The organism is Streptococcus suis (assembly GCF_019794555.1).
In the GTDB taxonomy this organism is placed as follows: domain Bacteria; phylum Bacillota; class Bacilli; order Lactobacillales; family Streptococcaceae; genus Streptococcus; species Streptococcus suis_AB.
This window is the reverse complement of sequence record NZ_JAIMEP010000022.1, coordinates 1-12,132: the sequence shown is the minus strand read 5'-3', so window position 1 is coordinate 12,132 and position 12,132 is coordinate 1. Positions and strand designations below refer to the sequence as shown.

The following is a 12,132-nucleotide window of genomic DNA, read 5'->3' as shown; positions in this document are numbered from 1 at the left end:
CCATCCGGGTTTCTTTTCACTTTCGGAATGATGAAAGTTTTGACAGAAAGGAGGTAGGTCATTTAGTTTATCTTCTAATATTTGCTCCAACTAATAGTTGGAGGTTATGCATAAAGTGAACCTTGTTCGCATCAGTCGTGGTATTAGAAGGTAAAATAAATGGAGATGGTATGTTAGCACAGATTATTGTAGACGTCCCTTTGATGCAGACAGATCAAGCTTATTCCTATCGAGTTCCAGCTGAGTTGGAAGAGGGGCTCAAGGTTGGCGTGCGTGTCCATGTACCTTTTGGTAAGGGAAATCGTCTGATTCAAGGGATTGTAGTTGACTTGATTGATGAAAATGACGAAAATAACTTACAAGACTTGAAAGAGCTTGCCGAGGTTTTGGACTATAGTCCTGTTCTCAATCAAGAGCAATTTTGGTTGGCGGATCAGATGAGGAAGTCGGTCTTCTCCTATAAAATTACTCTCTTAAAATCCATGTTACCCAGCTTGCTCAATTCGACCTATGACAAATTGATCCGTCCAGGGATTGGTTTGGAAATGGCAGAGCAGCTTAGTCTGTTTGGTGATAAGGAGCAGATTCGTTTTTCTGACTTGGACGTGACAGAGCAAGGGAAAATCATGCGTCTGGCCCAGTCAGGAAAAATCTTGGTAGACTATGTTGCCAAGGATAAGAAACAGATTAAGACAGAAAAATGGTACCGAGTTTGTCTGGAGAAATTACGAGAAGCAGACATTAGCAATCGAGCAAAAAAACGGCAGCTGTTAAGGGAATTTCTTCTGGAACATTCTGAAGACCAGCTTCTTTCAAACCTAAAATCGGACTATTCAGCTAATACGCTCCGCTATTTCCAAGAAAAAGGCTATATAGAAGTCTGGGAAGAGGAAGTGTCGCGGACTCAGGGAGTTTTTGATAAGGTGGAAAAAACGCAGGCCTTGGATTTGAATCCAGAGCAGGCGATTGCGGTTCGTGAGATTGTGGCCTCTATTGGTCAGGAAAGTCAGACATTTCTACTGCAAGGAGTGACTGGTTCTGGGAAGACGGAAGTCTATCTCCAGGTTATTGATAGGGTTTTAAAAATGGGGAAAACGGCTATTATGCTAGTACCTGAAATTTCCTTGACCCCTCAGATGACCAATCGTTTTATTTCTCGTTTTGGCCAGCAGGTCGCGATTCTTCACTCAGGTCTGTCTGATGGAGAGAAGTATGATGAGTGGAGAAAGATTGAGACGGGGAATGCCCAAGTGGTTGTTGGTGCACGTTCGGCTATTTTTGCACCATTGACAAACTTGGGCGTTATCATCATTGATGAGGAGCATGAGGCGACCTACAAGCAGGACAGCAATCCACGCTACCATGCGCGTGATGTGGCAAAGTTGCGGGCAGACTATAATCGAGCGACTCTGGTCTTGGGGTCTGCTACGCCGAGTCTTGAAACACGGGCTCGGGCTAGTCGAGGAGTCTATGGGAGACTGACTCTTAATCAGAGGGCCAATCCCTTGGCTCGTATTCCAGAAGTGGAAGTTGTGGATTTTCGAGATTACATTGGTCAGCAGGAGTCCAGTACCTTTACCCCTGTTTTGATTGATAAGATTAAAGAAAAGTTGGCTCGTAAGGAACAGATTGTTCTTATGTTGAATCGGCGTGGTTATTCTTCTTTTGTCATGTGTCGTGATTGCGGCAGCGTTGACCAGTGCCCCAACTGTGATATTTCCCTGACGCTCCACATGGACACAAAGACGATGAATTGCCACTACTGCGGTTTTCAAAAGGGGATTCCTCAGACCTGTCCAAACTGCCAAAGTCGTTCCATTCGTTATTATGGGACGGGTACGCAAAAGGCCTACGATGAATTGCAGGAGCTCTTGCCAGAAGCTAGAATTTTGCGTATGGATGTGGATACTACCAAGAAAAAAGGTGCTCATGAGGACTTGCTCGAACGGTTTGGTCGAGGAGAAGCGGATATTCTTCTGGGAACTCAGATGATTGCCAAGGGCTTGGATTTTCCAAATGTGACGCTGGTCGGGGTGCTCAATGCTGACACGGCCCTCAATTTGCCTGATTTTCGGTCTTCTGAGCGGACCTTCCAGTTGCTAACTCAGGTGGCTGGTCGGGCCGGTCGAGCTGATAAGGAAGGGGAGGTCCTGATTCAGACCTACAACCCTAATCATTATGCCATTGTTTTTGCCAAGGAGCAGGATTATGAAGGTTTCTACCGTTATGAGATGGGCATTCGGAAAAATCTTGGCTATCCACCTTACTATTTTACGGTTGGCTTAACCTTTTCACATAAGTCAGAAGAATTTGTCGTGAAAAAAGCCTATGAAACTGTAGCCTTTCTCCGTCAACACTTATCGGATGCAATACAAATCTTGGGACCAACGCCCAAGCCTATTGCCAGAACCCATAATCTCTACCACTACCAGATTATCTTGAAATACCGGCATGAAGACCGTTTGGAAGAAGTCTTGGACCAGATTTTGGATTGGACACAGGAGAGAGAAAATCAAGATTTGCGGCTGATTATTGACAATGAACCGCAGAATATGATGTGAGGTCACTATTGATCTTGCATTTTTTTATTCCAAATTTATTTTCATAGTGCTTTATTAATTCAAATAAACCTTGAATTAAGGAAAAAATAAGTATAAATGGTATAATTAGGAGATAGTATAATCAAAAATTAGTACGAATGAAAGGGAGATGAGAGAGGAAGCATGACAAAGTTGATTTTTATGGGAACACCAGCGTTTTCGGCTACTGTCTTAAAGGGGTTATTAGCGAATAATAATTATGAAATACTTGCTATTGTAACCCAACCAGACCGAGCTGTTGGACGGAAAAAAGTCATCCAAATGACACCTGTGAAAGAAGTAGCCTTGAAATACAATTTACCAGTCTATCAACCAGAGAAGCTATCAGGAAGTCAAGAAATGGATGAGCTGATGAATTTAGGAGCAGACGGGATTGTGACGGCAGCTTTTGGGCAATTCCTACCAACCAAATTATTGAAATCAGTTGACTTTGCAGTCAATGTTCACGCTTCTCTTCTTCCTAAATACCGTGGCGGTGCCCCCATCCATTACGCTTTGATTAACGGTGATGACCGTGTCGGCGTAACCATAATGGAAATGGTCAAGGAAATGGATGCCGGTGACATGATTTCCAGCAATAGTATTGCTATTGAAGAAAGCGACAATGTCGGTACCTTGTTTGAAAAGTTGGCTGTTGTTGGTCGGGATTTATTGTTAGAAACCCTACCTGCCTATATTGCTGGTGACTTGAAACCAGTCGCTCAAAATCCAGAACAGGTAACTTTCTCGCCAAATATTCAGCCAGAGGAAGAGGTACTGGATTGGAATAAGACAGCTCGTCAACTATTTAATCAGATTAGAGGTATGTACCCATGGCCTGTTGCTCATACCTATTGGCAAGGGGAACGGTTTAAAATTCAAGAAGCTGTAGAAACAGAAGGTGAAGGACCAGTCGGTCAGGTTATTGCTCGAAGAAAAAAAGAATTGGTTATTGCGACAGGTCAGGGAGCCCTTTCTCTGAAAACAGTCCAGCCGGCTGGTAAGCCAAAAATGACGATTGCAGACTTCTTAAATGGAGCTGGTCGAGATATCAAGGTGGGAAATCGATTTGGTGGTCAATAAACAAGAATCAGCAAGAGGTCTAGCCTTATCCGTATTGGAACAAGTCTTTGATCAAGGGGCTTACTCGAACATTGCTCTCAATAAGGCCCTAGAATCTTCTCGTTTATCAGCACAGGACAAGGGCTTGGTGACCGAGTTGGTTTATGGGACGGTTTCTCGTAAAATTACCCTAGAGTGGTATTTGGCACATTTTATTGAGGATAGAGAAAAGTTAGATACATGGGTATACTATCTACTCATGTTGAGTCTGTATCAGCTACTCTATTTGGATAAACTGCCTATTCACGCTGTAGTCAATGAGGCTGTACAAATCGCGAAAAGAGGCCGAGGTGCAGACAAGTTTGTCAATGCAGTTCTTCGTAAAATCAGTCAGACTTCGTTGCCAAGTCCATCTGATATTAAACGAAAAAATAAACGGTTTTCTATTCAATATTCTGTACCAGTTTGGTTGGTCCAAACCTTAATTACGGAATACGGTGAGGACCGCGCAGAGAAGATTTTTCAAAGTCTGCACACTCGAAATAAAGCCAGTGTTCGCGTGACAGATCCTAAACAAGTAAATCGTTTAGCAAGAGAATTAGGTGCGGATGTTTCAAGATTATCACCTGTTGGTCTGGTAAAATCACATGGACACTTTGCAGGAACAGATTATTTTAAAGATGGGCTTTTAACGATCCAAGATGAAACCAGTCAACTTGTCGCTCCAACGTTGAAACTACAGGGTCAGGAAACAATCTTGGATGCCTGTGCGGCTCCGGGTGGAAAAACCTGTCATATAGCGAGTTATCTTACAACTGGTAAAGTTACTGCCTTGGACCTTTATGATCATAAGTTGGCGTTAATTGAAGAAAATGCTCATCGATTGGGATTGGCTGAGAAAATAGAGACTATGCGATTAGATGCAAGTCAAGTTCATGAAACATTTGGTCCCGATAGCTTTGATAAAATATTGGTGGATGCCCCTTGTTCCGGAATAGGGCTTATCCGTCGTAAGCCAGATATTCGTTATAATAAAGCTGCAATGGATTTTGATTCATTGAAAAGTATTCAATTGCAAATATTAGACAGTGTTTGCCAAACCCTGAAAATAGGTGGTATAATAACCTATAGTACTTGTACGATTATTGCTAAAGAAAACCAAGAGGTTGTTCGAGAGTTTTTAGCCGATCATCCGAATTTTGAGCAGGTGAGGTTAGAACATTATCTAACTGATATTATGGTGGATGGCTGTTTGTTAATTACACCAGAACTATTTGAAACTGATGGATTTTTCATTAGTCAATTTAGACGAAAATCCTAGAATAAGAGGAGGAAGTTGCTTCGCAACGGTAGAATAAATATGGAAATTGCATTATTAACAGATGTTGGACTCAAACGTTCAAATAACCAAGATTATGTGAACCGCTATACCAATAGAGCTGGTATTGATTTAATCGTATTAGCGGATGGAATGGGGGGTCACCGTGCGGGACATGTGGCTAGTGAAATGACAGCAACTGATCTTGGAATTGCTTGGGTTGACACTCAATTATCAACGTTGAATGATGTTCGGGAATGGATGGTTGAGGTCATTGATCAAGAAAATAAAAAAATCCATGAATTGGGACAGACGGAAGAATATAAAGGGATGGGGACAACTTTAGAGGCAGTTGTCATTATTGAGAATCAAATGATTTATGCCCATGTTGGTGATTCTCGCGTTGGATTGATTCATGATGGGGAGTATTCTCGTCTCACTAATGATCATTCCTTGGTTGGTGCTTTGGTAAGAGCAGGTCAACTAACTGAAGAAGAGGCACAGCGCCATCCACAAAAGAATATTGTTACTCAATCTATTGGGCAAGCAGATCCGATTGAGCCAGATATTGCCTTGAAGACTCTTGAGGTGGGAGATTTCGTTATCATAAATAGTGATGGGTTGACAAACATGGTATCGGTTGATGATATTCGCGATATCGTACTGAGTGATGTCTCTCTCGAAAGTAAGGCTGAAACATTGATTCGTTTTGCAAATAACGCTGGTGGTTTAGATAATATTACAGTTGCACTTCTGCATATAACGGAGGAGGCGCACTAATGATTCAAATCGGTAAAATATTTGCCGGTCGGTATCGAATTATACGGCAAATTGGTCGTGGAGGGATGGCGGATGTCTACCTTGCTAGAGATTTGATTTTGGATGGAGAAGAAGTTGCTGTGAAGGTACTTCGAACCAACTATCAAACGGATCAAATTGCTGTTCAGCGTTTTCAAAGAGAAGCGCGAGCTATGGCAGATTTGGATCATCCGAATATTGTTCGTATTTCAGATATTGGTGAAGAAGATGGACAGCAATATTTGGCGATGGAATATGTTGATGGTCTTGATTTAAAGCGCTATATAAAAGAAAATGCACCGCTGGCTAATGATGTTGCTGTTCGAATAATGGGGCAGATTCTATTGGCGATGAGAATGGCGCATACACGTGGTATAGTTCATAGGGATTTAAAACCCCAAAACGTATTATTAACAAAAGATGGTGTAGCTAAGGTTACTGATTTCGGTATTGCGGTCGCATTTGCAGAAACCAGTCTCACACAAACTAATTCAATGCTTGGATCTGTTCATTATCTTTCTCCTGAGCAAGCTCGTGGGGGAAAAGCGACGATTCAAAGTGATATCTACGCAATGGGGATTATTCTCTTTGAAATGTTAACAGGGCGTATTCCATATGATGGTGATAGCGCTGTAACAATTGCTTTGCAACATTTCCAAAAACCCCTACCCTCTGTAAGAGAAGAAAATGCAAATGTACCACAAGCTCTCGAAAATGTTGTCTTAAAAGCAACGGCAAAGAAGCTTAGTGAACGGTATAAGTCTGTTGCAGAAATGTATGCAGATTTAGCATCATCACTTTCCGTGGAAAGAAGGAATGAGCAACGAGTATTTTTGGAAGGTAATCGAGTTGATACAAAGACACTACCAAAACTTTCTCAAGCAAACGTTGATACGAAAGTCCAAGAAGAACCAATAATATCTGCCACTAAAACAGATCTGAAACCAATTTCTAAATCAACTTCTAAGCAGACATTGAAACCGCGAAGAGGGATTAGAACTCGTTATAAAGTTTTGATTGGAGTTATATTACTAACAGTCGCTGCATTAGGATTCCTAATCTATAACACTCCTGCAACTGTTCAAGTTCCTAATGTGGTTGGAGAAACGTTGGATGTGGCAAAGGAGAAAATTGAAGTTTCTGGATTAGTTGTTGGGAATATCACAGAAGAGGCTTCAACTGAAGTAAAAGAAGGTTCAGTGATAAGGACTACTCCTGAAGCGAATGCCTCGCGAAGAGAGGGTAGCAAGGTAGATATAGTTGTTGCGAGTGTAGCAATGGTTACTGTGCCAGATGTTAGTGGCAATGATGTAGATACAGCACAATCAGAATTGGAAGCTCTTGGTTTTAAGGTGACTAAAAAAGAAGAGTATAGCGATTCAGTTGAAGATGGGTATGTTATCAAAACAGATCCTGTGGCAAATAGTTCAAAAGAAAAAGGAAGCACTGTGACGGTCATTGTTTCGAAGGGGACACAACCTCAATCTGTACCAGATGTAACTGGAAAATCTCAAGATACTGCTAAACAACTTCTTGAAGCAGCAGGGTTTATTGTTGGAACGATATCAGAAGAATACAGCACGAGTGTAAGTCAAGGGAATGTGATTAGAACAGATCCACTACCGAATGTAGAATTGGAAAAAGGATCAGTTATAAATATGACGGTCTCAAAGGGTAAGGAAATTGTTATGCCAGATCTTGTTTCCGCAGGATATACGTACTCTGAAGCTCGAAATCAACTACAATCCTTAGGTGTTACCTCGATTGAGAAACAAGAAGATCGTAGTTTTATTAGCTCTACGAGCGATATTGTGATTGGACAATATCCTGAGGCAGGAACTATTATTGATGGAGCTGTAACTTTATATGTTACAGTTGCGACTACAAGTTCATCGTCAACAACTACTGGAACAACAGAAAGTTCAAGTAGCACAACAACAAGTAGTGGTGAATAAATATGAAATAAGGTGGGATGTTTTAGTCCGCCTTATTTATTTAGGTTTGATGCTTATGTAGGCTGGATTCGAAATTCCATCCACAGATGGAGTTCTTTTTCTAAAAATTTGATAAAATAATATAGAAAGGAAGTTTGAATATGTGGAAAATTCGAATGTTTCTATTGCTAGAGAGTGTTCTGTTCACTCTAGCCTTGTTCGATGTGGTGGCAAATGAAGCAAGTAGAACACTATTATTGATGGCTATACTGCTTCTTGTAATTTGGAATTTTTTAGGAAGAGAGCTCAGTAGCGTCCTATTAATTAGCGCAGTCTCTTTAATATTTTTAGTATTTGTATTAAATCCGTTCTTTATCATTGGCATAATGATGCTCGTGGTGTATATGTTGGTGAACTTCTTTTCACGATATGAAAAACGAAATCAGTATACTCATATTATTTTTGATGATCATGCATTGGTTGCCCAAAAAGAAAAAAATAGGTGGTTTGGTGGCCAAAACCATTCGCAGGATCGGTATGGATTTGAAGACATTAATATTGTCCGTCTCTTTGGTAACGATGTAGTTGACTTAGACCAAACCGTACTTGTTGGTCGCGATAATATTGTTGTTATACGCAAAACATTTGGAAAAACAAAAATTATTTTGCCTATCGATGTTGAAATTTCTGTATCTGCTTCAAGCATATATGGTCGTGTTCAATTTTTAGATCTCTCTTTTTGGGATTTGCGGAATGAAAGTATTTCTATAGCTAGCCCAGGTTATCGTGATTCACATAAACGGGTAAAAGTAGTAGTCAATAGTTTGTTTGGTGATGTGGAGGTAATCCGCGTATGATCAAAAGTAGAACCTATTTTCTGCTTGTTTGGCTATCAGCACTGATTGTATTAGTTGTCATTGCATCCGTATTACCATTGTTGAATTATTCGTTATTGAATCCGTCTCTCTGGGTTTCTACGAATCAATTTATAATGACAATCGTTCTATTGATTATTGTACTGAGCCTCTTTTTAGGAATTTTGGTCCAAACAGTATCCCTCGTATCCACTCAAGTAATGCGCTTAAAATTGCAGGCAATTTTGAAAAACAAGTCGATTAAGGACAACCATGAGGAAGATCCCCTTTTATTACAATTATCTGATAAAGTTAAAACTTTAACTAGACAGGTTCAATTGTTAGATAATCAAGACTTGGTAAATCGTGAAGAGATTGTCGAGGGGGAAAGAAAAAGGATTGCAAGGGATTTGCATGATACGGTTAGTCAAGAATTGTTTGCGACGAGTATGATTTTGTCTGGTCTTTCATCTAATATTGTCTCGCTTCCACAAGAGACAGTTCAGGAACAGTTGATTTTAGTAAAGGATATGATTGAGTCTGCTCAAAGAGATTTAAGGATATTATTGCTTCATCTACGTCCAAGTGAACTTGAAAGTAAGACCTTAGTAGAAGGATTTGAACTTATATTACGTGAAGTGAGCGATAAAAGTAGTATTGTTGTCCATTTTCAACATGATGTAAATGAATTACCAAAGTTAATAGAAGAACACCTTTTCCGTATTGCACAGGAAATCATTAGTAATACTTTGCGGCATGCCAAAGCCAAGCATTTGGATGTGTACTTAATGCAAAAAGAGACAGAGTTACAGTTGAAAATGACTGATGATGGTATTGGTTTTCAACAGGGTGCTGATGATGAATTGAGTTACGGATTACAAAATATACGTGAGCGGGTTGAGGATATGGCTGGGACGATTAAAATTCGCACGGCTCCGAATAAGGGGGTTGCCATTGATATTCGTATCCCTCTATTGAAAGGAAAAGAAGATGAATGCGATTCGAGTGATGTTGATTGATGACCATGAAATGGTACGTTTAGGATTAAAAAGTTACTTAAACTTACAGCCAGATGTTGAGGTAGTGGCGGAAGCTGGAGACGGTGAAGAAGGTTTAATAAAGGCGCTCGAGGTCAAACCAGATGTCGTTGTGATGGACTTAGTTATGCCTAAAATGACTGGTGTTGAAGCTACTTTAGCATTGTTGAAGGAATGGCCTCAAGCACAAATTGTGATACTAACATCCTATTTAGATAATGAAAAGATTTACCCAGTGTTAGAAGCAGGTGCACGGGGCTATATGTTAAAAACATCGAGTGCAGATGAAATATTATCTGCGATTCGTAAAGTTGCGCGTGGAGAATATGCAATCGAAACTGAGGTTGAGAAAAAAGTGGAGCATCACAAGCGATACCCAGATTTACATGAGGACTTGACTACTCGCGAACGTGAAATATTAGCCCTTTTAGCAAAGGGGTATGATAATCAACGAATTGCTGATGAATCCTTTATTTCTTTGAAGACGGTCAAAACTCACGTATCTAATATTTTATCTAAGCTCGCGGTCAGCGATCGAACACAAGCAGTTGTTTATGCGTTTCAGCATGGTCTTGTAGCACAAGATGAAGAATAGTGATATAATAGAGAGATAGTTAGCTTCCGGAAAGGATATCGAATAGAGTGGATGCAAAATTAAAATATAGAGCTAAAAAAATCAAGATAGTCTTTTTTGATATTGATGATACACTTCGGGTTAAAACCACTGGATATATGCCAGAATCTATTCAGCAGGTTTTTAAATCCTTAAAAGAAAAGGGGATTCTAACAGGAATTGCCTCTGGTCGTACACCATATGGAATAGTGCCAGAAATTAAGGCATTGCAACCGGATTATTTTGCCATGATTAACGGCTCATATGTTGAAAATGCCAAAGGCCAAGTGGTCTACCATCAACCAATGTCTTCTGAGTTGGTGAAGTCTGTAATAGACTGGACGAAGGAAGTTGGTATTGAATATGGATTGCTAGGTAGTAAAAAAGGAACTCTATCAGCTCGGACCGATCGGATTAGTCAAGTGATTGATTTGATTTATGATGGCCTGGAAACCGACTCTGAATTTTACAAGGGGAATGATATTTATCAAATGTTGACCTTTGAAAATGATGGACAAAAAGTCGAGTTGCCAGCTCAATTGCAGGAAGATTTGCGAACAGTTCGTTGGGATGCTATTTCATCAGATATTGTTTTAAAAGATTCCTCTAAGGCAGCTGGTGTGGCTAAAATAGTTGAAAAACTTGGTTTAAAACCAGAAAATGTTCTTGTTTTTGGGGATGAGCTCAATGACATTGAATTATTTGAGTATGCAGGGATTGCAATTGCAATGGGGCATTCACATCCAGAATTGCAAAAACGTGCTGATTATATTACAAAAAAAGTAGAAGAAGATGGCATTTTTGATGCCTTGGAGAAATTAGGTTTGGTAGAGAAAGAAAAAAACTATCCACAATTAGACGTGGTTAAGGCTGAAGGTCCAGTTGCACATATTAAGACGAATCATGGAGTTTTAAATGTAAAACTTTTCCCTGAGATTGCTCCAAAAACAGTAGCAAACTTTGTAGCTCTTTCTAAGGATGGCTATTATGATGGTATTATTTTCCATCGGATTATCAAAGATTTCATGATTCAAGGTGGAGATCCAACTGGAACTGGTATGGGTGGTGAATCAATCTATGGTGGATCATTCGAAGATGAGTTTTCTATGGAAGCCTTTAACCTTCGTGGTGCCCTCTCAATGGCGAATGCCGGACCAAATACCAATGGCAGTCAATTCTTTATTGTCCAAAATCAAAATTTTCCTTATAATGCAAAAGAGTTAGAACGTGGTGGATGGCCCAAACAAATTGCTGAAGCATATGTTGACAATGGTGGAACACCGCATTTAGATCGACGGCATACAGTATTTGGGCATTTAATGGATACAGCATCATTTGATGTATTAGATACCATTGCAGCGGTGGCGACGGATTCAGCAGACCGACCGCATGAAGATGTTGTGATTGAGACAATCGAGGTTGAGGATTAAAATGAAAATCGGTGATAAGGTTAAAGGGACAGTTACGGGTATTCAACCATACGGGGCCTTTGTAGATTTGGATAATGGTCAAACCGGGCTCATTCATATTTCTGAAATTAAGACTGGATTTGTTGATAATATATTTGATTATCTTAAACTAGGTCAGGAAGTGTTTGTACAGGTTGTTGATTATGATGAATATTCAGGAAAAGCGAGTTTATCTACTCGCACACTTGAAGAAGAACAACAAAAAATTCCTCGTCATCACCGTTTTACGAATGAACGTCATAAAATAGGGTTTGCTCCGTTAGCGAAACATTTGCCAACATGGATTAAGGAAACAAAAGAATTTTTAGATAAAACGAAAAAGGCTTAGGGATTTCCCTTAGCCTTTTTGAAAGTACGACGGGCATGTCGTACATCTGAGGTGAAAGTCCTCCGTGGGCACCCGCTACCGGTGAACCCAATAGCGACTCCCAAGCCTGACTATCGTGAGGTAGCGGGGAGAGGAAGGGA

At 40.2% G+C, this 12,132-nt stretch carries 10 protein-coding genes; all 10 read left to right on the top strand.

Annotation, left to right across the window (positions count from 1 at the left end; translation table 11 throughout):
* Window positions 1-170: 170 nt before the first annotated feature.
* The 10 genes from K6V48_RS08705 (at window position 171) to K6V48_RS08660 (ending at window position 11,992) form a co-directional block, all read left to right on the top strand.
* On the top strand, window positions 171-2,561 hold the full coding sequence (locus K6V48_RS08705; RefSeq protein ID WP_222369104.1) for a primosomal protein N': 2,391 nt from the start codon (window positions 171-173) through the stop codon (window positions 2,559-2,561).
* 162 nt (window positions 2,562-2,723) lie between these two features.
* Window positions 2,724-3,662, top strand: coding sequence for a methionyl-tRNA formyltransferase (fmt, locus tag K6V48_RS08700; RefSeq protein ID WP_222369103.1), 939 nt, complete (start codon window positions 2,724-2,726; stop codon window positions 3,660-3,662).
* A complete protein-coding gene (gene rsmB, locus K6V48_RS08695) occupies window positions 3,613-4,962 on the top strand; it encodes a 16S rRNA (cytosine(967)-C(5))-methyltransferase RsmB (RefSeq protein WP_404830144.1) in 1,350 nt (449 codons plus the stop codon). Before fmt ends, rsmB begins: the two co-directional genes overlap by 50 nt.
* A 39-nt stretch (window positions 4,963-5,001) precedes the next feature.
* Window positions 5,002-5,739 (top strand): Stp1/IreP family PP2C-type Ser/Thr phosphatase, encoded by a 738-nt coding sequence (locus K6V48_RS08690; protein WP_024403904.1) that lies wholly within the window; start codon window positions 5,002-5,004, stop codon window positions 5,737-5,739.
* Window positions 5,739-7,712, top strand: a complete 1,974-nt coding sequence (gene pknB, locus K6V48_RS08685) for a Stk1 family PASTA domain-containing Ser/Thr kinase (RefSeq protein WP_222369101.1) — start codon at window positions 5,739-5,741, stop codon at window positions 7,710-7,712. The genes K6V48_RS08690 and pknB overlap by 1 nt, the downstream gene beginning before the upstream one ends.
* A gap of 140 nt (window positions 7,713-7,852) precedes the next feature.
* On the top strand, window positions 7,853-8,548 hold the full coding sequence (gene liaF, locus K6V48_RS08680; RefSeq protein WP_105126054.1) for a cell wall-active antibiotics response protein LiaF: 696 nt from the start codon (window positions 7,853-7,855) through the stop codon (window positions 8,546-8,548).
* On the top strand, window positions 8,548-9,564 hold the full coding sequence (locus K6V48_RS08675; protein WP_222369126.1) for a sensor histidine kinase: 1,017 nt from the start codon (window positions 8,548-8,550) through the stop codon (window positions 9,562-9,564). Before liaF ends, K6V48_RS08675 begins: the two co-directional genes overlap by 1 nt.
* Complete coding sequence (locus K6V48_RS08670) at window positions 9,536-10,177, top strand: response regulator transcription factor (RefSeq protein ID WP_222369100.1); 642 nt, start codon at window positions 9,536-9,538, stop codon at window positions 10,175-10,177. The genes K6V48_RS08675 and K6V48_RS08670 overlap by 29 nt, the downstream gene beginning before the upstream one ends.
* Window positions 10,178-10,224: 47 nt before the next feature.
* Complete coding sequence (locus tag K6V48_RS12035; protein WP_222369099.1) at window positions 10,225-11,625, top strand: bifunctional Cof-type HAD-IIB family hydrolase/peptidylprolyl isomerase; 1,401 nt, start codon at window positions 10,225-10,227, stop codon at window positions 11,623-11,625.
* A 1-nt stretch (window position 11,626) separates the two neighbouring features.
* Window positions 11,627-11,992: a S1 RNA-binding domain-containing protein gene (locus K6V48_RS08660; protein WP_024391839.1), complete on the top strand. Its 366-nt coding sequence runs from the start codon at window positions 11,627-11,629 to the stop codon at window positions 11,990-11,992.
* Window positions 11,993-12,132 lie beyond the last annotated feature (140 nt).

What these genes read in the sequence shown, in the direction of transcription:
- K6V48_RS08705 (WP_222369104.1), top strand. Translation starts at nt 171, where the DNA reads ATGTTAGCACAGATTATTGTAGACGTCCCTTTGATGCAGACAGATCAA.
- K6V48_RS08660 (WP_024391839.1), top strand. Translation starts at nt 11,627, where the DNA reads ATGAAAATCGGTGATAAGGTTAAAGGGACAGTTACGGGTATTCAACCA.
- liaF (WP_105126054.1), top strand. Translation starts at nt 7,853, where the DNA reads ATGTGGAAAATTCGAATGTTTCTATTGCTAGAGAGTGTTCTGTTCACT.
- pknB (WP_222369101.1), top strand. Translation starts at nt 5,739, where the DNA reads ATGATTCAAATCGGTAAAATATTTGCCGGTCGGTATCGAATTATACGG.
- fmt (WP_222369103.1), top strand. Translation starts at nt 2,724, where the DNA reads ATGACAAAGTTGATTTTTATGGGAACACCAGCGTTTTCGGCTACTGTC.
- rsmB (WP_404830144.1), top strand. Translation starts at nt 3,613, where the DNA reads ATGGAGCTGGTCGAGATATCAAGGTGGGAAATCGATTTGGTGGTCAAT.
- K6V48_RS08690 (WP_024403904.1), top strand. Translation starts at nt 5,002, where the DNA reads ATGGAAATTGCATTATTAACAGATGTTGGACTCAAACGTTCAAATAAC.
- K6V48_RS08670 (WP_222369100.1), top strand. Translation starts at nt 9,536, where the DNA reads ATGAATGCGATTCGAGTGATGTTGATTGATGACCATGAAATGGTACGT.